The organism is Shewanella mesophila (genome assembly GCF_019457515.1).
Taxonomy (GTDB): Bacteria; Pseudomonadota; Gammaproteobacteria; order Enterobacterales; family Shewanellaceae; genus Shewanella; species Shewanella mesophila.
Genome location: NZ_CP080421.1, coordinates 3288893 through 3312690, shown reverse-complemented (window position 1 = coordinate 3312690; position 23798 = coordinate 3288893). Strand labels below are relative to the sequence as shown.

Genomic DNA, 23798 nt, shown 5'->3' with positions numbered 1-23798 from the left:
TTTATAATAAAGCAATTTTTATCTAAGAGCCATGAGGTGCCCTTGTCAGATCAGAGATTTATTGCCCTTCGAGCATGGATAGCGCGAACTTTAGGTGCAGATGCGCAGATAGTACTCATCTCTGGAGATGCCAGTTTTAGGCGCTATTTTAGAGTGTCATTGGGGGACATAAAGTACATTGCAATGGATTCCCCGCCAGATTTAATTGCGGTGACGCCGTTTATCGCACTTGCCGAGGCGTATCAAGGCAAAGAGATATATGCGCCTCAAGTTATTGAAAAAGATGTTGAACAAGGTTTTCTGTTGTTGACTGACTTAGGTGACACTCAACTGCTTAGTGTGCTTAATTTGGAGAATGTCAGTGACTATTATCACCGAGCCTTGGGTCGACTAAATTCCATCGCCACCATTACTGAGTCTGGCGGTCAGTCACTGCCTTCATACGATGATGCATTTGTTGAAAGAGAGTTGGCAATATTTTCTGATTGGTTAATTGTGCATCACTTAGGGCTAACGCTCACGCCTCAAACTCAATCTATGCTGGCTAATGTGTATCAGTTGCTGGTTACCAATGTTGCCGAACAGCCTAAAGTCGGGATGCATCGTGATTATCATAGTCGCAATTTGATGTTGTGTGATAACAAGCTTGCGGTTATCGATTTTCAAGATGCAGTCATAGGCCCCATTACTTATGATGCCGTGTCCCTTTTAAGGGATTGTTATGTGCGCTGGCCCGATGATGTTGTCGAATCTTTGATGCAAAGTCATTATCAGCAGATGCAAGTGGCTGGCTTGCTCGCCAAGGAGGTAAGCCTAAAGCAGTACCGCCGCTGGTTTGATTTGATGGGAATACAACGACACCTTAAGGCGGCAGGCATATTTTGCCGCTTAAATTACCGAGATGGTAAGCCAGGTTATATGAAAGATATTCCGTTAACCTTGCAATATGTACGCGATGTCGCCAAGCGTTACCCTGAGTTAGAAGGTTTGGTTCGATGGTTAGACTGCGACGTTATTCCGTTTATGGCACCGCTACCGTGAAGGCGATGATATTAGCCGCTGGGCGCGGTGAGCGATTACGTCCATTAACCGATCATATACCCAAGCCGTTAGCTGAAGTCGACGGCAAGCCACTTATCGTTTATCACATTGAGCGTCTTGCCTCTCTAGGGATCGAGCATATCGTTATCAATCATGCGTGGCTAGGTCATAAGCTAGAGCAAGCGCTCGGTGATGGTAGCCGCTGGCAAGTTACGATTAGCTATAGTCCGGAGCTAGAAGCGTTAGAGACAGGTGGCGGGATTAAAAAGGCTTTGCCTCTGTTGGGTTCAGATCCATTTTTGGTCATAAATGGTGACGTATTTGTCGATTCACTACCGACCATTAATGGTCAGCCTTTATCCTTGATAGCTATCGAGAAGGCGATGACTCATCGCCAAGCATATTTATGGTTGGTCGATAATCCAGCGCAGCACCCTAATGGGGACTTTGGGCTAAATAGAGATAAAGTTGAAATAACGGGAGAGCCAAAGTTGACCTTTTCGGGCATTGCCGTATATCGCCCAGCCTTTTTTGATAATACGCCCGATGGCCGATTTGGTTTGGCGCCGTTGTTAAAGCAAAAAATGGCGTCCGATCTTGTGGCTGGTGAACATTTTTGCGGGTATTGGTGTGATGTTGGCACATTGGATAGATTGGCTCGATTAAACGACCGCGTAGCGGCATCGGCTAACAAATAAATAGGTTATTGAATGAAAATTTGGGGTAAGTTTTTTGGTTTTGCTATCGGCTTTATGTTTGGCAAAATTATTGGTGGGATCATAGGCTTATGGCTTGGACATCTTTACGATAAAAAACGGGCAGAACTGAGCGCGGTTATCGGTAAGGGCAGCGATCGACAGTCACTATTTTTTAATACAACGTTTGCGGTAATGGGGCATGTGGCTAAGGCCTCTGGGCAGGTGACAGAGAGTGATATCCGCATGGCCACGGCCTTAATGGATCAGATGCAGTTAACAGGGCAGCCAAGGCGTGATGCGCAAGCGGCTTTTAATCAGGGGAAAGCGAGTAATTTTGATCTCAAAGCTTGTTTGAAAACGTTTCGTCTCATTTCTATGGGACGGAAAGAGTTGTTGCAGATGTTCCTTGAGATCCAAATTCAGACCGCACTTGCCGACGGCAAAATTGATGCGAATGAGCATGCTATTTTGCTAACGGTCGCGAAAGAACTTGGCTATAGTCAGCTACAACTCGATGAGCTTTTAAAGCGTTGGCAAGCGGAGTTTAATTTCCATAGCGGTGGAAATCATAAAACATCCCTTAAAGACGCCTATGATGTGTTAGGTCTGAGCGAATCAGATTCAGATCAACAGATTAAGCGAGCTTATCGGAAGCTGATGAATGAACATCATCCAGACAAGCTGGTTGCTAAAGGTCTGCCAGCGGAGATGATGGAGCTAGCCAAGAAAAAAGCGCAAGATATTCAAGCCGCTTATGATAGGGTAAAGCAAGATCGCAGCATGAGATAATGCTATTTTTGCTGGTATTTTATTGTTGGGGGAATGGGCATGGCGGGTTCAAAAAGTGGTTTACTTAGCGGTATATGTGGCTTGCTTGTAACGAGTTTGTCTATGGGCGCACAAGCTGAATCGCAATGGTTCGTCGCTCCTTTTGGTGGCTATAGTTTTGCCGCGAGTGAACTCGATGCCAATGAAATACGTAACAGTAACAGTAACACGGTCAATACCCAGTTGAAAATTGCTGAGTCGGGTCACTATGGTATTATGATGGGGGTTAAAACCAAGGACCCTGGTGATATCTATTTGCTCTATAGTCATCAGGCTACCGATTTAAGGCTAGGTGGCAACTTCAGCCCAGATCTTCTGACTCAGCTTGATGTTGATTACCTGCATGTCGGTGGCTCACTTTATTTTCCTAAGGGCAATTTACGCCCCTATGTAACCGTTAGCGCTGGGTTGACTCAGATGCGTCCAACGGGTGACTATAGTAATGAATCGCGTTTTTCGATGGGGTTTGGTGCCGGTGTCGAATATCAAATTACGGACCAATTTTCGCTTTTGGCCGATGCCCGTGGATATGCCACCTTTGTCAGCAGCGACAATGCCTTATTTTGTGATGCAAACCAATGTATATGGAATATTCGCGCCGATATTATGTGGCAAGGACAGGTTAATGCGGGGATCAAGTTCAGCTTTTAGCTCTTTGTCATGACGGGTGAGCATAGCAACTAACCCTATCTCAACTTACTCTATCTCAACTTACTTTATCGCACCATTAGCAGTAGAAGGTCATATGAAAATAGTGGTACTCGATGGATACACCCTAAATCCAGGTGATCTCAATTGGCAAGGGTTTGAAGCGTTTGGTGATTTCAGTTGCTTTGATAGAACGCCTGCGCATCTGCTACTCGATCGCGCCAAAGATGCACAGGTTTTATTAACCAATAAAACGGTTCTCGATACTGACATCATTGCCACCTTGCCTAATTTAAAATATATCGGTGTGTTAGCCACAGGCACTAATGTTGTCGATATTGAGGCGGCAAAGGCTCATGGCGTGGCTGTGACCAATGTGCCTGGTTATGGACCCGATGCCGTCGCGCAGATGGTGTTTGCCCATATTTTGCATCACACTCAAGCGGTAGCCGCTCATCATCACGCGGTTAGTGATGGTCAATGGAGCCAAGGGGATGATTTTTGCTTTACCTTATCGCCGCTACAATCACTCAAAGGGAAAACATTAGGGCTTATCGGTTATGGTGATATTGGCCGCCAAGTCGCGACGATTGCCCGAGCATTTCAGATGCAGGTATTGGTCAATAGCCATCGACCTAAGACAGACCTGCCAGATGGCGTAACTTGGTGCGATGTCGACTCACTTTATCGGCACGCTGATATTATCTCACTGCATTGTCCGCTCACGGCGGGAACCGAAAAGATGATTAATGCCGTCAGCTTGGCAAAAATGAAGCCAAATGCACTGCTGATCAATACTGCTCGTGGTGGTTTGATTGACGAACTGGCGCTTGCCGATGCGCTTGACAATGGCGTGATCGCTGCAGCCGGCGTCGATGTGTTATCGACAGAACCGCCAGAGGCGGGCAATCCGCTACTTAACGCAAAAAACATCAGTATTACGCCCCATAATGCTTGGGCTACGTTAGAGGCTAGAGCGAATTTAATGGCGATCGCCCTAGATAATCTGCAGGAGTTTGTTGCTGGCGCTAGCGTTAATCGGATCTGTTAGTCTGTTTTGCCGGTAAAATAAAAAGGCGCATCGGCGCCTTTTTATTGGAAAGATATTTATTAAAAGTCTCCTGACTAAAAGCCATTAGCCTAAATTGGCTAGCTTATAGAATGACCTCTACCTTGGCTGCAACCGTTAATGCCTTTTCTATGGCGTGCTCTATCGATTCTCCGCGAGCTAACCCTACACCCAAACGGCGACGGCCATCAATCTCCGGCTTGGCAAATAATCGCAGCTGAGTATTGGCTTCCGTTAGTGCGCCAGCCATGCCTTGATAGCAGATATTTTGCGACTTACCTTCGGCCAAGATCACGGCTGAAGCTGATGGCCCATGCTGAGCGATATTGGCAATAGGTAGCCCGAGTATGGCGCGCACATGCAATGCAAATTCGGATAGATCTTGGCTGATCAAGGTGACTAGCCCTGTATCATGTGGGCGAGGGGAAACCTCTGAGAAGTAAACCTCGTCACCTTTGATAAACAGCTCGACGCCAAACAATCCGTATCCACCGAGGGCTTCAACGACTTTTTTGCCAATCTGTTGAGATTTCTCTAGTACGGCTGCTGACATCTGCTGAGGCTGCCAAGATTCACGATAGTCACCGTCTTCCTGTCTGTGACCAATTGGATCGCAGAAGTGAATACCATTAACGGCACTGATCGTTAGCAGGGTTATCTCATAGTCGAATGGTACAAAGCCTTCAACTATCACTCTACCACCGCCAGCGCGCCCGCCCTCTTGAGCATATTGCCAAGCAGACTCAATCTGAGAAGAATTGCGAATAACGCTCTGGCCTTTACCCGATGAACTCATGACTGGTTTTACTACACATGGAATGCCAATTTTTGCTACGGCTTGCTCAAACTCGGTTTGAGTGTCGCAGAAAAAGTAGGGTGATGTAGGTAAGCCTAAGGTTTCCGCCGCAAGACGACGAATACCTTCTCTGTCCATGGTGAGTTGGGTTGCCTTCGCGGTTGGAACAACATTTACCCCTTCAGCTTCCATCTCGACTAATGTCTGGGTCGCAATGGCTTCGATTTCAGGAATCACCAGGTGTGGTTTTTCTTCGGTGATCACCGCTCGCAATGCCTGTGCATCTAGCATGTTGATCACATGACTACGGTGGGCAACTTGCATTGCTGGAGCGTTAGGGTATCTATCGACGCCAATCACTTCGACGCCCATTCGCTGTAATTCTATTGCGACCTCTTTGCCAAGTTCGCCGCAGCCGAGGAGCATGGCCCTTATCGCGCCTTTACAGTGTGGTGTGCCTATCATTATGTGGGTACCTTATTTTTTATTAGATTGGTCGGTGTAAACGCCAATTTTTTCTATTATTTTGACTTATCTTAACCTGAGCTTTGGTTATTTTACCTTTTTATGCAGAAATTTAGATGATCTCTCCGAACAAGTGTGTACTCGATCAACTATTTATTGGTAATTAAATGCGATATATAGTCAATTTACGACTAGTATTGTTGTTTGAATGTTGAAACGATGTTGTTTTGTAACTATTTGTGTTAAATAATAAAATCAAAGTGAGGCATAGTCGCTTTTCGGGCTATTCGATTTGTAAGGAGCGAGTCGTGTTTTTAGATTATTTTGCATTAGGTGTCATCATCTTCGTTGCTTTATTTCTATTTTATGGCGTCATTGTTATTCATGACATTCCCTACGAAATAGCCAAAAAACGTAACCATCCTCAGCAAGATGCCTTGCATGTCGCTGGTTGGATTAGTCTATTTACATTACATGCAATTTGGCCATTTTTATGGATTTGGGCCACCTTGTATCGTGAGGACCGGGGGTGGGGTTTTAATCAAGTGATTAAACGTGAAGTTGAGCTAGAGGATGAAATGAAGCGTTTGCATCAGACCGTGGTCGAGTTAGAAAGTCGTTTACGTGTTGTCGAAGGAGCAGAGGCTGCAACGGGGACGCGCGACCTTGATTGTTCACCCTCTACCACTATAGAGAAGGAGTCGTAAGATGGATCTATTACTCATTCTGACTTATACCGCCATCTGTATCGCTATTTTTAAGGCGTTCAAAATTCCGCTCAATAAATGGACTGTTCCTACGGCGATATTAGGCGGTGTATTTATTGTTGGGGCGCTCGTTTTGCTAATGAACTATAACCATCCTTATAGTCCCTATGCTAAAGAGGTGTTTGTTTCTGTTCCGATCAACCCTGCTGTGCGCGGCGTAGTGAAAGAGGTCAATGTCAAACCCAATGTGCCAGTGAAGAAAGGAGATGTGCTGTTCAAGCTCGATCCAACACCTTTTGAGGCTATTGTAATGCAAAAACGTGCTGCATTGGCTGCAGCTGAACTTGAAGTGCCACAACTGGAAGCGGCTTGGCAAAAGGCAAAGGCCAGTGTTGAGCGCGCGACCGCTGATAGAGATAGAACCAAGTCGGCTTTTGAGCGCTATGAAAAGGGACGTAAACGGGGCGGTGCAAACTCACCATTCACTGAATTAGAACTGGATAACAAGCGTCAGCTTTATATGGCGTCAGAAGCTCAGTTAATGGCGGCAAAGTCGGAAGAGCTTAGGGTGCGTTTGGCTTATGAGTCGAACGTAGATGGCGTTAATACCAAGGTTGCAGGGATCAAAGCTGAGCTAGATAAAGCCGTATATGATCTGGAGCAAACCGTGGTGTATGCACCAACCGATGGGATAGTGACCCAGATGGCACTCCGTCCCGGTATTATTGCTGTACCTATGCCATTAAGATCTGTGATGAGCTTTATACCCGATGAAGAGCATTACATGGCTGGGGCTTTTTGGCAAAACTCATTGTTGCGCTTAAAAGAGGGGGATGAAGCCGAAGTTATTCTAGATGGTGCACCTGGTGAAGTATTTAAGGGGAAGGTTGCTAGAGTATTACCAGCGATGGCCGAAGGAGAGCTTCAATCGACAGGAAGTTTAATGCCATCGAGAATGCTAATGCAGCCTGGACGAGTGGTTGTATTGATTAAAATTGAAGGTGATGAGATCAAGCATGCTTTTCCTTTGGGCGCGGCAGGACAAATCGCTATCTATACAGAGCATTTTTCCCATGTATCGGTAATGCGTAAAGTATTACTGAGAATGCAGGGATGGTTGAACTACCTGTACCATTAAACCTGTGATTTAGTGATATCGAAGGGCTCGCAATGCGGGCCTTTTTTTGTTCGGCCCAAGTCTATGCTGTATGAGGATATTATACCGCTTGGTCTTAGACACTGGCAATTTGGCTTGTTTACAGAGACGAGATTGAATTCGATATCGATGTGGAGTACATATATTATTGGCTGGAATAAGGTTTCTAGCGTGATGTAAAAAGGAAGATAAATGCAAGATATCAGGGATCTCACCGCAGTGCTGCGGTCTAACACGCCACTGGTGGTCATTGAAACCTACGAAGAGCATAGAGTCATCGAGCTGTTAAAGCGTGTGTCGACGGTTCTCTATCAACCGCTATTTACTTGGAGTATTACTCAAGGATTGACGCGTGTGGACGTTAATATGGGCACACAGAAGTTCAATACCGATCCCACAGAGATCTTAGGACAAATAAAATCAACCAGTCAGCAAGGGATTTATGTGCTTTGTGATTTCCATCCTTTTGTTGAAAACGCGCCTAAGAACGTTCGTTTATTGAAAGAGATCGCTCTCGAGTATGAAGCGTTAAAACATACTCTGGTGTTAGTCAGTCATGCTTTTGATATTCCGCCAGAAATACAAAGATATTGCGCGCATTTCAGGCTCTCTTTGCCTAATGTTAGTCAGTTGCAGAATCTAATTTATGAGCAGATAGACAGGGCGAGAAGTGACGGTTTGTTGCAAAGTGTTGACGATCAAGCTGTGAGTAAGCTGGCAGAGAATCTACGAGGGTTAACCTTCGATGATGCTAGACGCCTGGCCCATAAGGCGATAGTGGACGACGGAGCGATTACTCATTCCGACGTAGATCGAATCAACCAAGGGAAGTTTAAGCTCCTCGATATGGAAGGGGTGTTGCAGTTTGAATATGATACCAGTGATTTCTCTCAGGTTGCAGGCTTACATAACCTTAAAGAATGGTTAAAACACAGAATGCCATCGGTTGTTACCGATATTAGTGATTCGCCTAAAGGGATCTTGTTACTTGGCGTACAAGGCAGTGGTAAGAGTTTAGCCGCTAAGGCTGTCGCCGGAATGTGGCAACGCCCCTTGCTTCGAATGGATATGTCGGCCTTATATAACAAATATATCGGTGAAACAGAGAAAAATTTGCGTAATGCCTTAGAGCTGGCCGATCTGATGTCGCCTTGCGTGCTGTGGATTGACGAGATTGAAAAAGGCTTAGGCAGCAGCAATAACGATGATGGCACCTCTAAGCGGATCTTAGGGGCGTTATTAACTTGGATGGCAGAGCGCAAATCTGAGGTGTTTTTAGTCGCGACAGCAAATGATATCAGCGCCTTGCCGCCAGAGTTAATGCGCAAGGGGAGAATGGATGAGATATTTTTTGTCGATCTTCCCGATGATAGCGTGCGCCAAGCGATATTCCTCATTCATGCGAAACGCAGGCAACTGGATCTTAAGCTGTTTGACTTGGCTCAATTGTCACAAGCGAGCCAAGGTTTTTCAGGTGCTGAAATCGAGCAGGCCATCATTTCGGCTATCTATAGTGCCAGAGCCGCCAATATGGAGATGTCACAGCAATTGTTGCTCGACGAGTTAATGAAAACCCGGCCATTATCAGTGGTGATGCGGGAACAATTGAGTGCGTTAAGACTATGGGCCAAGGGGCGTACGGTTAATGCGCATCTCTCCCAGCCTTAAGACAGGCATTATTGCCCGAAACTTGGAGATAGATATTGCGGTGCGTAAGTCATTTGCTAGCACCGCAAGGTGGCATTAGGTTTTAGTCTTTAGGTGTTGGTGGAAACTGGGCCAAGATTTTAGATACTGTTTGTTGAGTCTCAATGGCTTTCTTTTCACCGCCGTTATTGAAATCAAATTTATCACTTCCTCGCCAGATAAGCCGGTTGCTGGCTATATCGATAATATCAATCTGGATCAGCTGAATTTTATCATTGTTACTGCCGAGCGGTACGCCAACACTGGTTCCTACGCTTACTCCGCCAGAGCTGCCCCATGAACCCGTTCCAAGTCCTATGGATAAGCCTGAGTTTTTTGGCTTATCTTCAACTTTAAAGGAATAGGTGACTGAGAATTGTGGCGACTCGATTGCCCTGATAAATCCTTGGGCGGTCAAGGAGGCTTCGATTGCCGATTCGATCCGTCTTGCACTTAGTGGGTCAGTGATGCTTTGTGGTGATTGGGTTGTAAACTGTTTAAGTTGGCTAAAATCGTAGTTGGTATCATAATCTTGTTTAGGCTGACTTGCACAAGCACTCACCACCAAACTAATGAGTAGGATTAAGATTTTATTGTTAAGCTTCATTGTAATCATCTCATTGAATACCTTTTAAACAATGTGACTATATCCATTTATTTATGCAAGACTTTTTAAATTAGCTAACAATAAATTTAGCCAATTTTGCTTGGATAGGTTATGTTTTAGTCACTTTGTTAGATTTTTCAGTGACCTATTGAGGTGGAGGATGAAAGGTTTGCTTTATTTACGTGTATCAGCTCTGTTTCAGGCAGTTGATTACTTGTGGAACAGTTAGAGTTTTTTGAGATCCCCAGCCCTTGTATTGGCATCTGTCAAACGGATGCGCGTGGTTACTGTAAAGGCTGTTTGCGTAATCGAGACGAGCGTTTTAATTGGCTTAATTTTTCTGATGCGCAAAAATATGATGTCATTCGTTTGTGTAGGCAGCGAAAACGCCGGCGTCAGCTTGCGATATTAAAAGCAAGAAAGATTGAGATTTTACAAGAAAGAGCCGCGGCTACAGACAATTTTGATTTTGATGCAGAGCCTTAATGATCCGAGATCAGGTCTGTTTATTTAGCCCAAGTTTTATTCGCGGCCAGCTGAGCGTAAATTGAGTTTGTCCTGGCTCACTCTTAAGTAAGACATCGCCCCCATGTCGCTCCATGATCCGCTTGATGATAGCCAGTCCTAGTCCATGTCCTTTATTACCATTTTGCACCACGTTACTGCGATAGAAGGGTTCGAAGATCCTACTCTGATCTTCAGCTGCGATACCTGGGCCATCGTCGATAACACTCAGGATTCTCTTTTTGTTTTGGATTGTTAACTTAATAACGATCGCTTTATTGGCAAAGCGCTGTGCATTGATAATGAGGTTTTGCAGTGCACGTTCAATAAGCGATGGGTCTCCCATCACTTCAACCTGTTCTATATCGCACTCAAATTTTATCGAGATCGTGTGCAATCCTTGCAGTCGCTTGATCGTCTGCTGGGTTAGTTTAATGAGATCACAGCGTTCAAATTGAATCGCTTTGCGTTGAGATTCTAAACTGGCGTAGGTGAGCAGCTCTTGCAGCAGGTTTTCCATCTCTTTGACGTCTTGCTGCATTTCATCTAGGAACGCCTGTCGGTGTGCCTCGTCTGAACCCGGGTGACAGTATTGCGGCATTAGCGCTAGGGCAAATTTGAGTCTAGCGAGGGGCGTTCTAATCTCGTGGGATACGGCATTAGACAGATGCTTCTGGTTTTCAATCAGGGCGCGGATATGACTGGCCATTTCATTAAAGGTACGGGCTAAGGGCTGTACCTGTGAACGGGGTGAAAGCTGGATCTGAGTGTCCCAGTTCGATTGGCCAAACTCTTTGGTTGCCAGTCGTAAGATTTTAAGGTCGCGAGATAGAGGCCATACCCAGATGAGTGCAACAAAGGCCAGTGACAGGTAGAAAAATAGGGTAAATAGACCTCTGAGCTGGTCTCTGGGATCTATCTCTATGGGCCCTGCCATCAAGATTTGATCCGCATCGATTTTAATAAAGTGGAGTTCGTGTTCTTTATCTTGAGCGGCAACCAACACGTTGGTTTGTGTCAGCGACTCACTGTTCCCCAATGCTATTTTATCTTTGTCGAGTAACTGAAGAGGGTAGTTGGAAGCGGTATCGATCCCCGTTAGGTAGTCAGCTCTCTCTGCTTTGGGGAGTTTAGCGATCAGTTGAGCTAACGCGATAAGCGGTGCATCGGCGGCACCGCTCTCTTCGACATTGTTCTGCCATAAGCTATCTAACGTCCAACCTATACCTAGAAAGCTGAGACTCAGCAATAGGTATAGGCTGATAAAAAGTCTTTTCACCTAGGATCCCGCTTAGTTATTCCAGGCTTCTGGTGCAAATAGATAACCTTGGCCCCATACGGTTTTGATTCTAAACGGGGTTTCGATATTGTCCCCCAGCTTTTTACGTAATCGTGAAATACGAACATCAATTTTTCTATCTTTGCCATCAAAGTCAATATTGAGCAGATATTGATAGATATATTGTCTACTGAGCACCTGTCCTGCTTGAGAGGCGAGTAACCAGAGTAGCTCAAACTCATGGCTTGTCAGATCGACTTCGATATCGCCTAATCGAATTGCTTGGGTATGAGGGTCAATGCTCAACTTACCAAATGACAGGCAATGTGATTCCGCTTGGGGTGGTTTAGCGGTGCGACGAAGTAGGTTATTAATCCTTGCGACCAATAACGCAGGGTCGACGGGTTTCACCACATAATCATCCGCGCCGAGTTCGAGTCCTTTGATCTGGTCCTCATTTGAGCCGAGGGCGCTCATCAATAGTATTGGGCCAGCAAAGTAGTCTGGTAGTTTTTCGCATAGGGTTAGGCCATCCATTCCTGGTAGCATGATATCTAGCAAGATAATATCAGGCTTATAGTTGAGCAGTCGGGTTAGTACTGTGTCTCCACGACGTTCAACTTCAACATGCATTCCATGCGACTTTAAAAAATCCACAATCAAATTTGCCAGACGAATATCGTCCTCGACAAGTAGTACTCTATGGGTCGATTGGGGTTCGGTCATTAGAATAGACTCCACGGGTTTCGGTAGCGGCGCCTAACTTGAGGCTCTGCGGTTGGGGTAACTTTTAATTTGACACCGGCTAAAGTCTGATGGGTGTCTTTATCCATCATTACGAACTGAATATCTCTATCTGTCGAGACCATTATGCTCAGTGAGTTAATATGGGGTGAATCTGCGCACCAGGTCGTTAATGATTCATTATCGGACATTATACAGACGGTATGTGGTGCGTCAGTTTGCCAATTGAGTACTACTTTAATATCACAGGTTTTATTCGGGCTATCGGTAATGCAAAATTCTGGGGATAGCGACAAATTAGCCTCAACCGATTCGTTGGAGGCTTGCGCGGTATTGCACAGAAAAATTAATACCAAAATTATCTGTAAAAGTTTGTATGTCGACAATTGCACTGGGCCTAAAACCTATAAGCAGTGCCAACAAAAAAAGTATTGGTATTGTGTTTGTTGACTAAGGGACTCTCTACGATTTTATCGCCAAGTTCAGTGTAGCGAGCTAAGAAAATGAGCTCCCAGTGTTCGTTAATTACATATTGAGTTGTCAATTCTAGTCCTAAATTGGTTGCCGAACCAGCTTGATACTGTTCACTCCAGTAGCGATTTTCGCTAGGTCTAACACCATAATAGTAGTTGATTATTTCTTCGCTTTTCCAATCTGCGGTGGCGGCTACTTCAACTTTCCACTGATCTAATGCTAGGTTATAAAGCCACTTTAATCTGGCTTGTGAGCCTGAATGTACATCAAAAAGATCGTGTGCAATGGCTAAATTGATTATACCTATGCGGGTGTAAATAAACGCATCTATTCCGCCAAGAAGTGTAAAGTTTCTATCTTCTAGCTCATTGAATATCGGTTCAGCTGTAGCTGATAAGGTTCTTGGCCCTGCGATTCTAGGAGTCTGTATCGCTAATTGATTGGTGCCAGTAATAAAGATATTTGACGGATCCCATCGATAAAAGTAAGCACTGTCAGCACTAAAGCTAGTGTTTAGATTAATGGTAAACTGTTCATCTTCTATTAAGGTGTAACCAATATTGCCATTGTCGAAGAACCAGTTATCTCCGTAATAGGCTATGGTTGGGGCGAGATAAATCGGAATGTTGTCGTAGTCTTTTAGTGGATTGGTTTTTACGCCATAGCCTAATGCTATGCCTATATCCCAACGACCAACTTCGATACAAGCATTGTTTGTATCACATAAAATCTCGTCATCAGCAAAGACGCTAAATGAGAGGAGTGATGCAATGAGTAGCCAAACAGTAAACTTGTTCATGATTTAGGATTACTACGTCTTTCGATCTAATGATTACAGGGAATACTAGGTTACCACTGAACTAAATTTTAACCAGATACTTCAGCCTTTCTGATGCAAAATGATACAGAACTCTAGCTGCTGTGACCTTGGGTTTACCTAATTGTTTGCTGATTGATGGTTTTTTGTTGGCGTATATGGGTGTTGGTTTTGTCTTTTTGTGAAAAGATTAACATTTTAACGAGACTAACATCAGCTCGATGTTTGTTACTCTGTGATATGGTACTGGAAAAGAGTGGCTAGGGCCTGTTGATCTTTCTAAGGTTGTTTTTGCCGCGAATTGTTGGGTATTTATACAAGGCAGAAGGTTTTTATTGTAGTTATTCTTTGTAAGTACTTGATAGTAAGGGCTATGACCATCAATCGCTGCCAAAAGGGGGCGGCTAAAAACATTCTACTCTTTGCTAAGTGAATTTTGCTTAGATGACTCGTCTGTAATCCGCTCGCCTCGATTAAAACGTTTTTGTCTCGAACGAAATTCAACCCGCAAAGATCAACAGGTCCTAGTGAAGAGAGGCTTATTTTCTAAAGTTAATCATTGATAAAATTATCTATTTTATGGCACATTTATTATCTATTTAGGGATTTATTATAAAAGGTATTTTGTGGCACCTGAGGCAAATCAATCGAAAGATAATCTTTCATTGCGTATTCGTCATAGCAATGATGCAGACATTGAGTTTATTTACCAACTCTATTCTCAACCCAGCTGTTACGCGGGAACATTGCAACATCCTTATCCATCACTGACATACTGGAAAAAGCGGCTACAGAACTTGCCTGAAAATTGTTACAGCTTAGTCGCTGAGCTAGATGGTAGGCTGGTTGGACAGATTGGCATGGAGGTTTGTATGCGCCCCAGACGCAAGCACGTAGCTAATATGGGCATGGCAGTATGTGAATCGGTTAGAGGCCAAGGTGTCGGTAGCGAGCTAGTGAAGTCGATCGTTGATTTAGCTCATAACTGGCTAGCTGTTACCCGAATTGAGCTGGAAGTTTATACTGACAATCAAGCCGCCATTGCGCTATATCAGGGTCATGGTTTTGTGATTGAAGGAGAGGCGAAAGATTATGCTTTTCGAGACGGCCAGTATGTTAACGCCTATCTTATGGCGAATCTTGCTTAATCGAAGGTTTTAGTTTTAACGCTGAGGTCGAGCTGATTGCTAAAATCAGCCTATTTAAAACTGATCTAGATCACTACAGACTCAATTTTATTTAGCACTAAATTAGTTTGCGATCGGCCTCTCGTTATCTGTGTTAATGGGATCTGGTTTGTAATAATCGTTCTTGCTGAATTACTTTCCTCTGTTATTTCATCTCACCAGAATGAACACTTGTGATTGCTATCTCAATACTTGCGCGTAGCGTGACGTGGGTCTCGTTACGATTGCCGCTATTTTTATCTTGTTGATTCTTATAGTTAATCACTTGGTTAGTGTAATGACTTAAAATACGCCTCTCTATAAGTCATTGTATTTAAATGGGTTTTGTTTTGTTTTTGGTTTGAGGGAGCAGAGATTGCCGAGAGGTTTGTCATCCAATAGAATCCGCCGTTTATTGCGCTGGCAGAGAAGGCAGCGCATTTGTTGATGAGATTTTATTAGGGGAATTTGATGTCTACAAAATTGGCAAATCCAGCGCCGTTAGGGCTTATGGGCTTTGGCATGACCACTATTTTACTCAATATCCACAATGCGGGTTATTTCCCCATTGATTCGATGATCCTCGCTATGGGGATATTTTATGGCGGTATTGGTCAGGTGATTGTTGGCATCATGTGCTTCGCCAGAGGTGATACTTTTGGCACCACCGCATTTACCTCTTATGGACTATTTTGGTTAACCTTAGTTGGTTTGATACTAATGCCCAATGCGGGTGTTGCTGCAAGTCCTGCACACTTTATGGGATGGTACTTAGCCCTGTGGGGAACATTTACCGCATTTATGTTTGTCGGTTCACTTCGCTACCCTAGAGCTAAGCAGTTCGTCTTTGGATCATTGACTATTTTGTTCTTTTTGCTGGCGGCAAGAGATTTTACTGGTAGTGAGTTGATTGGCGTTATTGCGGGCTTTGAGGGCATGTTTTGTGGTGCCAGCGCGATTTATTTTGCCATGGCGCAGGTATTGAACCAAGAATATGGCAGAGTCATATTGCCCGTAGGTGAGGTGAAATAATAAGCCCTGTTAATCATCGATAGCGGCTTTGACCGTTTCGAGGATCTCTGCGCGATTAGAAGGCTTGAGTATATAGCCTTTTAATCCCAGCTGAGCCCAACGCTTTATTAACTCTCGATTACTGTTACTGGTGAGGGCGACGATGGGGATATCCTTGCCATCATTTTGTGCCTTGAGCTGTTTGGTGGTGTTGATGCCATCGAGGTGTGGCATATAGAGATCCATTAAAATAAGCGCATAATCATTGCCTTTTATCATCTTAAGTGCGCTCAGACCATCGTCAGCTTGCTCGGTATCATAGTTGTTTTGTTGAAGTACTTTGACGATCATCTCACGGTAGATTTGATTGTCTTCTACCACCAAAACTTTCTTCTTTGCTGGCTTAGCCTCTTCTTGTTCGAACAGTGACGACATCAGTGCCTGTGATGGAATTTTTTCTTTTTGTTTATCGATAACGCGCTGCTTTATTTCCTTAATTTCACTATGTTTACTGGTTAACTGAGTCAAGATAAGATCTAGGCCATCTTTGATCTCCAATTCCAGTTGGGTCAATAGTGGCTCTATGTGCTGTTTGGCTAGAGACTTTACCAGCGCCTTATCATGACCATTTTCGTTACCATCTTCGGGGTTATCTAAGGCATCTGTCGATTGTTGCATTGACGCCTTACAACTGTCTACTGAGTCCAGTAATTGACGTTTAGATTGACTGCCTAGGTCGATTAACGAGGCGAGGTTGGTATCTATCATGTCGAGTTGATCATCACTGAGGCCACCGTAATTTTCATCGCCTCGGCTTAGTCGCAAGCCATTATGGACGATCATCTTCAGGCGGAACTTTTCGTATAACGGTAGGTAGACAAAGTAGTTGTCAAACACGCCTTTGACACAACAGCGAAAGGCGAGGGCCGATTCTTTATTCTTACACAGGACTATGCTGTAGTGTCTGTAGTTTATTTGGTGACTGTTCAATAGTTTGGTATACAATTCTATGCTGAGCTTTACCGAGCTCATGGCAAATAAAATGACCGAAGGCTTATATTCTTTTATTTGTTCCCCAATCAGTTTGCTCACGGGAATCGTGCGGTACTCCTCCACTTGTTCGGCAATAATATTTGCGGCGCCTGAGATATCTTCCTCTTTCTCATACAGCATAATAACTTGTGGATGTCGGCTGGCGAAACTGGGTTTTCTAGTCATGAGTTGATTACCTTTACAAGAGTTTGTAGCGAGCCTTTGAGTTGCATTATGAGCTGTTTGGTGAGATTGACATCTTTGGCATTCGCGGCGTGCTCAATCTGCTGCAGTGTTTCCGTGACCTGCTCGGCGCCGATGGCCTTTGCCGATGTCTTGAGGAAGTGCGCAGCCTGTCTGATGGCCTCGAAATCCCTGGCATTATAGTGGGTTGCCAGCTCTTTGAGGCTGGATTGGGCTTGTATGATAAAGTCTTTTTTAAACTGTGCGATCAGATCCGGCTCATTGCCGATGAGTTCTTGCATCACGCTTGGGTTGAGTATGCTTGGACTATTCTTCATCACGATACCATTTCTGAATAACCTTCTTGAGGTCTCTTAGCTGCACAGGTTTACTGACGAAATCATTCATCCCAGAGCGATAGCAGTCATCGAGTTCAGTGGCCATTGCCGCGCCTGTGATCGCGACTATCGGTACCGATTTTCGTTGGGATGAATTCTCCATCTGCCTAATTTGTTTTGACATGTCATAACCATCTAGGTTGGGCATATGACAGTCGGTGAGAATCAACTTGTAATCGGTACTTTGCCAAAGTTGGATGCCTGCTAGGCCGTCCTCGGCGAGATGACATTTATATCCCAACATATCGAGCTGTTTCATAATCAGCTTTTGATTGAGCGGATTGTCTTCGACCACCAGAATTTCGGCGAGTCTATCCTCGTCTCTGGCGACCTCTTTGCTGTCAGATGCACCAAGTTCTAAGTTCATTTCATCTAGATCGATGAATTGGTAACTATCGAGCTTCTTCCTTATGACCTTAATAAAGAGTGCCTTAGCCAGGGTATTAATATCTAAGGTATCGCAGAGAGAGAGAGGAGGCTGCAGGTATTGCTTCTGCTCATTGGGCAAGGCGATAAGCCAGTTTTCGGGTTGTTGCATGGTCGTATATTTGTTGGTTAGAAATGCCAACTCATCTTCTTTGCCATCGCAGAGAATTAACATGAGTTCCAGGTGCTGGATGTCTGCGGTGAGTTGCTCAGCCCGATACAGTTTGACTCTGGCGCCTTCACTCGTTAGGTGGCGCTTAATCCAGTCTAGTCGGGTGGAAGACTGGCTGAGATCCACCAGACCCACAGTGACTTTCTCTAGATTCATCGAGGGCTTAGGATTGCTGGCTCGCCAGAAGGGTAGCTCTACGCTAAAGCTCGCCCCTTTACCTGGTTCGCTCTGTAAGTCAATGCTGCCCCCCATCAGATTAGTGAGTTTGCCGCATATTGCGAGCCCTAATCCGGTACCGCCATATTTGCGGGTCGTAGATCGCTGTGCCTGCACAAAAGGGGTAAACAAGCGCTTCTGAGTTTCTTTATCTATGCCTATACCATTATCTTTGACTGTAAAACAGACTCTGGTGATGATCTCATTGCTATCAGTGACTGAGACGGTGAGATAAACCGCACCGGTTTTTTCTTCGCTACTATGAGTGAACTTCATCGCATTGCTGAGCAGGTTGTTGAGTATCTGCCTGACTTTGACTATGTCACCCTCAACAAAATCGGGCACTTCCGGCGCTTCTTCGACAAAGAACTGTAACGACTGGCGGCTGGCGACGAGCGCAAAGGTTCTGACCAGATCGGCGATCACATTAGATAGGCTAAAGTCTTGTTGCTCCAGTTGCATCTTGCCCGACTCGATCTTGTTGATGTCGAGTATATCGTTAAGGATATAGATAAGGTTATTGGCCGACGTAGAGGCTGTTTCGATAAGGTCAAGCTCTTCGCCAGAGTGACTCGACAGGGATAACAACTCAAGTGCACCGATGACGGCATTCATCGGCGTTCGCAGTTCATGGCTGATCATGGAGAGAAATTCGCTTTTGGCCTGGCTGGCGATTTCGGCTCTTTCCTTGGCTTGTTGCAGTTCCGTCGTCCGCTGGTTGACCCGGGTCTCGAGGGACTTATAGCTTTCCTGTAGCGCCAGTTTGGCCTCATATATGGGGGTCTGATTGATACATATTCCGTCTATACGGGCGCTGTGGTTATTAGCCCCAAGGCTGACCTTGCCTTTGGCGAGGATATAGATGATCTCTTGATTGGGTAAGATGGCCCGATATTCCTGGCTGAAAAAACTGCCGTTCTGTAACGAATCTTCGACGGCTGCCATGACGATGGGGAGATCATCTGGGTGAATACGCTCGGCCCATTTTTCTAACACACCAATGTCTTCCATATTCAGGCAGAACATGTCGTTGGCTCTCTGATCCCATTGCCATACCCATTGGTCATTGGCATCCAGTTGAGCCCGCCAATTGCCGATATTACCGGCCTCCAGCGCCAGGTTTTTCGATTGGTTAGCGGCATTAAGCGCCTCCAACATTTCCTTAGATTCGGTGTTATCCAGGAGCAAACCGACAATATTGTATTGCCCAGTCTTGGAATAAAGGTATTCGGCGATGAGCTCAAACTGGTTGCATATATCGCCTCGCTCAATCCTAAAGGTAAAATGTAGCTTGGTCTTTGCCGATAATCTGGGGCGACGTAAGTCATCGAATTTGTGCCTGTCTTTGGACGTCACCATTTGTTGCAGTCGATCCCAGGTCAGTTGGGTATGATGCTCAAGTCCAAGCAACTCTTTGACCTTGTTAGAAAAGGTGGTTTTATCGGTAATAGAACTGTACCTCCAGATACCGATGTTGGCTGAGCAGATGAACTCTTCATAGCGCTTGATGTAATCATGATCGGCTTCGGGGGGCGTCTCTAAGAGGGTGCAGAGTATCAGGTAGCTGTCATTCTCAAGAGGGTGTGGCGTTAGCGTGAACCATCGCTGAGCAGAGCAAGCTTCTGCACAGACATTGAGCGTCAGGCCTTGTTGCAACTGAGTGAGTTCGTTATGTGAAAAGGGGATGTTGCCAGGTAGCTGAAACAAGGTATGCAATGAGCTGATATTAGGCTGAATCTCCAGCTCATCGAACTGTGCGATGAGTGCGTCGTTATGCTGGGAAATATTTCCCTTGGCATCACAAACGAACTGGGCGAATGGCGAGTCATTTATGCTGGCACAAGCATCCATCTTTATTTCAACTTTCTTGTTATCTCTTGAGGTTAATTCTAGACGTTAGATTTGAGTTATGCGGGCTTGTTTTAGATACTTTTGTCTTATTCTTAGCGCGGTTACCAAAAAGCGAAAGGGAGCAAACCACCGGATGCGATCGCAATCCGATGGTGTGAGAAGCGGTCGTTAGGCTTGAGGCATAGGACTAAGGACGATTTCTACGCGGCGGTTTTGTGCGCGTCCTTGTTTGGTGGTGTTATCGGCGATAGGACGCGATTCGCCCATGCCTATAGAGCTGATACGTTGGTTAGCGATTTCACGTGACATTAGGTAGTTGGCTACCTCTGCTGCACGAACCTGAGATAGGCGCAGGTTATAAGATTCGCTACCTGAGCTGTCGGTAAAGCCCATTACGTTGAGCATGGTTTCGTCGTACTCTTTTGCCACTAAGGCAACACTATTAAGCACCTCCTTGGCACGGGTGCTGAGCACAGACTGATCGACACCGAAAGTCACTTCGTTGGGCATATTCAATATGATGTTGTCGCCGCTACGTGTCACGCTGACGCCAGTTGCTTGCAGTTGCTTACGCAGTTCTGCTTCTTGAACATCCATGTAGTAACCTATACCACCACCGACGGCAGCGCCAGAAGCGGCACCAATAAGAGCGCCTTTTCCACGATCGCTTTTACTCGAAGAGGCAACCCCAATAGCGGCACCCGCAATAGCGCCAATAATCGCCCCGTTGGTGGCTTTGGCATTTTGAGATTCATTGGTATAAGGATTAGTCGTTTGGCAAGCCGATAGCAGCATGCTTGAGCTCACGATGAGCGTGATTAAAGACAGTTTATTGTTGAGCATTTTTGACTCCCAAAAATATGGTGGAGAAACTATGGCCGAATATTGGTTTCGATTTTCGCATTTATAGTAAAGGTAATTAAGTAGATAATGCATTAGCATGAACAAGTGATGCTTTATTGTTCATTACTTTTTTAGGATCTAGCCTACCAACCTGAAATCGGGTCAGCGGCAGAGGAATAACGGACGATTTGAGACACGCCTATTGCTTTTCGTTTGATTTAAACAGTGCTGTGCTTAGTTTTTACTACGAATGTATTCGCAGGCTTGCTGATTCAGATACCTTTTGGAAAGATAGCTTTGTCCTCGCTCTAGGGTGAAGAGGAAACCTTGTTCAGTCTCCTTTAATCGATAGATGTCATCCCAGGCAATAATGGCATTTACATAGGCCGATTTAGTCGCTATGCCATTTTCATCGATCGTCAGTTCAACCTCATTCCCGGCCGCTCTACTCCACATCTGCCGCAGCAGCCACCAAGGTCGTTTAAATTTAACACTTAATGCTTCGAGAATACCAAGACCGATAATAAACCATGACGCGTAATTATTGGCACCAGTTAGCAGTAGTATCGTCCCCATACCGACAAAGATGCTTGCTTTGCTATAGCGTTTCAAGGAGGGATCGACGCTAACGGATTGATCGAAGCACTCGCTATAGTATGGCTTATCGAGAATAAATTGTGTGGTATAGCGAAATGCTGGTTCCATGAATGCTAAAGGTTTTTAAATTTGCCCTAGTGTAATAGCAATAGAAATTTGTGCAACGATGTACTAGCTTTAGATTCTTACTCCTCAATTAACATTAGTATTAGGCGGTTGTCTATGTCGTGCGTTCCAAAGGGTTATGTTAAGTGCAAAACAACAGAAACGTTTGGCAAAGACAATATTCCAGATATCTATTCTCAACGTCACTTTACACGTATCGGTGTATATGGGCAGATCCATGTCCTAAAGGGGCAAGTTAAGTTCTACGGTTATGAGAGTAAGCTAAGTGAGGCTAATAGAGAGTTAATATTAAGCGTGAATGAGACGGCGATTTCACATCCTGAGTATTGGCACAGAATAGAACCGATTAGCGATGATGCCTTGTTTGAAATTCATTTTTATTGTCGCCCCGAAGTTTTGGGGTTGACTAAGCCATAGCCTAATCCAAGTTCCCCACAGCAGATCTATTAAGATGACTGGGATGGTTACTCTTATAAATAGATAGTTAAATAAATATTTAAGAAAACAGTTAACCTGACTTGCCGCACTTTTTTCACTAGAGTCGATTTGTCCTAGATTGAAATGATTAGATTTCAACAAGAGTCGACTAAGGAAAGTAGATGAAAACAGACGGATCAAATATCTCCAAACATGAATCTAGGCACGAATCCAAAGAGCAATCCAAGTACCAATCTAATCAGGACAAGCAGAAGGCTTCTTGGTTTGACGTAATCGAAATGCAAACTAGCTTTGCCTTATGATAATCGATGACGTGTTCAAAAACGCTAACCCTAATGGTTATTGTTGGGTTGGCGGTGATTGTAGGCTTTCTTTTTTCGTTAAGGGATTAGCGATTAACTGATATTGCAAACCGCTACTTTATGAGGAATGCTTATGATTGCGGCAAGTTTAACTGAACTCTTTATCTGGTTATTTTGGGAGGTGTTGCTGTCGTTCATTTTGTATACCACAGGCGCTGTCGCATTAGCCGTTTTATCATTGGGAAAGATCCAGAAACCTCTCTATTGGCCAGCCCTATTTCATCATCAAAAGCGTTTGGCTAAAAATGACTTTTACATGGTCTACCTAAGCGGTTTCTTTTTCTACTTAGGCTTATTTTCGTTATTAGTTTGGTTGGGGTAAATTTTAGCTAAACAGACTTATCTGTTTAGCTAAGTCTTACTGGCGTTTAAGATGACATATTGTAGTTATTTCGCTCGTTAGGCTGGTCAGTTAAGTATTGGACAAACTCAACTTCAAAACCATCAGGGTCAATAAAGTACACATTGCGGCGATAGGGATCACTTGCGCCATCTTTATCAACATTAAATCCTGCTTTTTCTAGTCGATTGCAGAGGCCATCAAGATCATGAGTTACAAAAGCAAAATGCGCTAAGCCCACTTGATGTCCCGTTAAGTCTCGGTTATCTGCTTCACCATCATCATTGAATGCCAGATATTGATAGTCGTCGCCAAAGTGAATCCAGTTTCGTGGCTTGCCATACCAAGTACCTTTACCGCCACCGCGAACCGTCCAATGAGGGAATGCCGCCTGGTAGAAAGCTAGGCTGGCGGTGATGTTTCTAACGACTAAGTTAACATGTTCTAAGTGGATCATTTTTGACTCCTCGAGGAAAATAATCTTGGTCAGATGATCGGAACGATCACATGCCATAGCTATATTCTTGCTGCTTCGGATAGGGTTGAGTTTGATGGTTATCTCGGATTATTTTTAATGCGATACTGTATTGATGCAGCATGTGGATGCTGTAATCAATTCTGCCTCTAAGTTGTTGCTCTCGCTGATCTTGTTCACCCTGTAGTAAAACACTTTCGCTATTTCTGATGATGAGGTGGTCTGGGATAGGCACCAGTTTGTTGTTCTTTAATGCATTCATTTTTAGTTCGGCAATCGGATAAGCTCCGCTAATACCACCCGATACTGCAATTAACAGAGCGGGCTTATGAGCAGTGTCTTGGCCATCGCAGAGCAATAGAAAGTTCTTTAACAGTGGTGATGCCATACCGCCCCATTCTGGAGTGATCAGCACTAAGGCATCGGCTTGCTTGATCTGAGCGCTAATATCATGCCAATCACTATTGAGTAACGCAGGGCTGGCTCTGTCACCGTCCCAAAATGGCAGCCTAAAGTTACACAGTTCGATATGGCTAACTGACTGAAATTGTGGGCAGTGCTTCGCAATGTAACTCGCAACTTTAGCGCTTTGTGATGGGGTTCTTTGGCTGGAACTGACGATAAGTATATTCATTATGTAAAC

Annotated in this window: 26 protein-coding genes; 13 read left to right on the top strand and 13 right to left on the bottom strand. The window is 44.6% G+C overall.

The features are described 5' to 3' along the window. Nucleotides 1-36: 36 nt before the first annotated feature. The 5 genes from K0I73_RS14720 to K0I73_RS14700 all read left to right on the top strand — a co-directional run bounded on the left by K0I73_RS14720 (nt 37) and on the right by K0I73_RS14700 (nt 4266). Complete coding sequence (locus K0I73_RS14720) at nt 37-1041, top strand: aminoglycoside phosphotransferase family protein (RefSeq protein ID WP_220061816.1); 1005 nt, start codon at nt 37-39, stop codon at nt 1039-1041. Then, the gene (murU, locus tag K0I73_RS14715; RefSeq protein WP_220064403.1) at nt 1038-1739 is read left to right on the top strand and encodes an N-acetylmuramate alpha-1-phosphate uridylyltransferase MurU; all 702 of its coding nucleotides are present in this window, start codon (nt 1038-1040) and stop codon (nt 1737-1739) included. The genes K0I73_RS14720 and murU overlap by 4 nt, the downstream gene beginning before the upstream one ends. Before the next feature lie 12 nt (nt 1740-1751). Further along, entirely contained in the window at nt 1752-2528 is a 777-nt protein-coding gene (djlA, locus tag K0I73_RS14710) for a co-chaperone DjlA (RefSeq protein ID WP_220061815.1), read from the top strand. A 39-nt stretch (nt 2529-2567) separates the two neighbouring features. After that, on the top strand, nt 2568-3218 hold the full coding sequence (locus K0I73_RS14705; RefSeq protein WP_220061814.1) for an outer membrane beta-barrel protein: 651 nt from the start codon (nt 2568-2570) through the stop codon (nt 3216-3218). A gap of 94 nt (nt 3219-3312) precedes the next feature. Beyond that, nucleotides 3313-4266, top strand: a complete 954-nt coding sequence (locus tag K0I73_RS14700; RefSeq protein WP_220064402.1) for a D-2-hydroxyacid dehydrogenase — start codon at nt 3313-3315, stop codon at nt 4264-4266. Nucleotides 4267-4369: 103 nt separating this feature from the next. On the opposite strand, the gene purT is transcribed toward K0I73_RS14700, so the two are convergent. Then, nucleotides 4370-5545, bottom strand: coding sequence for a formate-dependent phosphoribosylglycinamide formyltransferase (gene purT, locus K0I73_RS14695; RefSeq protein WP_220061813.1), 1176 nt, complete (start codon nt 5543-5545; stop codon nt 4370-4372). Between the two features lie 308 nt (nt 5546-5853). Between purT and K0I73_RS14690 the strand changes: the two genes are divergently transcribed. The 3 genes from K0I73_RS14690 to K0I73_RS14680 all read left to right on the top strand — a co-directional run bounded on the left by K0I73_RS14690 (nt 5854) and on the right by K0I73_RS14680 (nt 9076). Next, the gene (locus K0I73_RS14690) at nt 5854-6252 is read left to right on the top strand and encodes a DUF3302 domain-containing protein (RefSeq protein ID WP_220061812.1); all 399 of its coding nucleotides are present in this window, start codon (nt 5854-5856) and stop codon (nt 6250-6252) included. Between the two features lies 1 nt (nt 6253). Next, a complete protein-coding gene (locus tag K0I73_RS14685) occupies nt 6254-7390 on the top strand; it encodes an HlyD family secretion protein (protein ID WP_220061811.1) in 1137 nt (378 codons plus the stop codon). Between the two features lie 210 nt (nt 7391-7600). Then, on the top strand, nt 7601-9076 hold the full coding sequence (locus K0I73_RS14680; protein WP_220061810.1) for an AAA family ATPase: 1476 nt from the start codon (nt 7601-7603) through the stop codon (nt 9074-9076). Between the two features lie 82 nt (nt 9077-9158). On the opposite strand, the gene K0I73_RS14675 is transcribed toward K0I73_RS14680, so the two are convergent. Beyond that, nucleotides 9159-9701, bottom strand: coding sequence for a DUF4136 domain-containing protein (locus K0I73_RS14675; protein WP_434086686.1), 543 nt, complete (start codon nt 9699-9701; stop codon nt 9159-9161). Between the two features lie 216 nt (nt 9702-9917). On the opposite strand from K0I73_RS14675, the gene K0I73_RS14670 reads away from it, so the two are divergent. Further along, complete coding sequence (locus K0I73_RS14670) at nt 9918-10187, top strand: DUF1289 domain-containing protein (protein WP_220061808.1); 270 nt, start codon at nt 9918-9920, stop codon at nt 10185-10187. Nucleotides 10188-10197: 10 nt separating this feature from the next. On the opposite strand, the gene K0I73_RS14665 is transcribed toward K0I73_RS14670, so the two are convergent. The 4 genes from K0I73_RS14665 to K0I73_RS14650 are packed head-to-tail and all read right to left on the bottom strand — an operon-like array spanning nt 10198 to nt 13501. Beyond that, entirely contained in the window at nt 10198-11484 is a 1287-nt protein-coding gene (locus K0I73_RS14665; protein WP_220061807.1) for a sensor histidine kinase, read from the bottom strand. A gap of 12 nt (nt 11485-11496) precedes the next feature. Continuing rightward, nucleotides 11497-12210, bottom strand: coding sequence for a response regulator (locus K0I73_RS14660; protein ID WP_220061806.1), 714 nt, complete (start codon nt 12208-12210; stop codon nt 11497-11499). Beyond that, nucleotides 12210-12584 carry a DUF3019 domain-containing protein gene (locus tag K0I73_RS14655; RefSeq protein ID WP_258405201.1) on the bottom strand — a complete coding sequence of 125 codons (375 nt, stop codon included), beginning with the start codon at nt 12582-12584 and terminating at the stop codon, nt 12210-12212. Before K0I73_RS14655 ends, K0I73_RS14660 begins: the two co-directional genes overlap by 1 nt. Before the next feature lie 41 nt (nt 12585-12625). After that, nucleotides 12626-13501 carry a MipA/OmpV family protein gene (locus tag K0I73_RS14650; RefSeq protein ID WP_220061804.1) on the bottom strand — a complete coding sequence of 292 codons (876 nt, stop codon included), beginning with the start codon at nt 13499-13501 and terminating at the stop codon, nt 12626-12628. Between the two features lie 644 nt (nt 13502-14145). On the opposite strand from K0I73_RS14650, the gene K0I73_RS14645 reads away from it, so the two are divergent. After that, nucleotides 14146-14667, top strand: a complete 522-nt coding sequence (locus tag K0I73_RS14645) for a GNAT family N-acetyltransferase (RefSeq protein WP_258405200.1) — start codon at nt 14146-14148, stop codon at nt 14665-14667. A gap of 489 nt (nt 14668-15156) precedes the next feature. Further along, entirely contained in the window at nt 15157-15717 is a 561-nt protein-coding gene (locus tag K0I73_RS14640) for an acetate uptake transporter (protein ID WP_220061803.1), read from the top strand. A 9-nt stretch (nt 15718-15726) separates the two neighbouring features. Here the strand turns inward: K0I73_RS14640 and K0I73_RS14635 are convergent, their stop codons facing one another. The 5 genes from K0I73_RS14635 to K0I73_RS14615 all read right to left on the bottom strand — a co-directional run bounded on the left by K0I73_RS14635 (nt 15727) and on the right by K0I73_RS14615 (nt 21522). Continuing rightward, entirely contained in the window at nt 15727-16914 is a 1188-nt protein-coding gene (locus K0I73_RS14635) for a response regulator (protein ID WP_220061802.1), read from the bottom strand. Further along, on the bottom strand, nt 16911-17249 hold the full coding sequence (locus tag K0I73_RS14630; protein WP_220061801.1) for an Hpt domain-containing protein: 339 nt from the start codon (nt 17247-17249) through the stop codon (nt 16911-16913). Before K0I73_RS14630 ends, K0I73_RS14635 begins: the two co-directional genes overlap by 4 nt. After that, entirely contained in the window at nt 17239-19974 is a 2736-nt protein-coding gene (locus K0I73_RS14625) for an ATP-binding protein (RefSeq protein ID WP_220061800.1), read from the bottom strand. Before K0I73_RS14625 ends, K0I73_RS14630 begins: the two co-directional genes overlap by 11 nt. Before the next feature lie 168 nt (nt 19975-20142). Further along, nucleotides 20143-20817, bottom strand: a complete 675-nt coding sequence (locus K0I73_RS14620) for a YiaD family glycine zipper/OmpA-like lipoprotein (RefSeq protein WP_220061799.1) — start codon at nt 20815-20817, stop codon at nt 20143-20145. Nucleotides 20818-21051: 234 nt separating this feature from the next. Continuing rightward, nucleotides 21052-21522, bottom strand: coding sequence for a YcxB family protein (locus K0I73_RS14615; RefSeq protein WP_220061798.1), 471 nt, complete (start codon nt 21520-21522; stop codon nt 21052-21054). Nucleotides 21523-21636: 114 nt separating this feature from the next. Between K0I73_RS14615 and K0I73_RS14610 the strand changes: the two genes are divergently transcribed. Continuing rightward, complete coding sequence (locus K0I73_RS14610; RefSeq protein WP_220061797.1) at nt 21637-21957, top strand: TehB family protein; 321 nt, start codon at nt 21637-21639, stop codon at nt 21955-21957. A 456-nt stretch (nt 21958-22413) separates the two neighbouring features. After that, the gene (locus K0I73_RS14605) at nt 22414-22662 is read left to right on the top strand and encodes a hypothetical protein (RefSeq protein WP_220061796.1); all 249 of its coding nucleotides are present in this window, start codon (nt 22414-22416) and stop codon (nt 22660-22662) included. Between the two features lie 46 nt (nt 22663-22708). On the opposite strand, the gene K0I73_RS14600 is transcribed toward K0I73_RS14605, so the two are convergent. Continuing rightward, nucleotides 22709-23137 (bottom strand): VOC family protein, encoded by a 429-nt coding sequence (locus tag K0I73_RS14600; RefSeq protein ID WP_220061795.1) that lies wholly within the window; start codon nt 23135-23137, stop codon nt 22709-22711. Nucleotides 23138-23183: 46 nt separating this feature from the next. Beyond that, nucleotides 23184-23789 carry an NAD(P)H-dependent oxidoreductase gene (locus tag K0I73_RS14595; protein ID WP_220061794.1) on the bottom strand — a complete coding sequence of 202 codons (606 nt, stop codon included), beginning with the start codon at nt 23787-23789 and terminating at the stop codon, nt 23184-23186. Nucleotides 23790-23798: the final 9 nt, after the last annotated feature.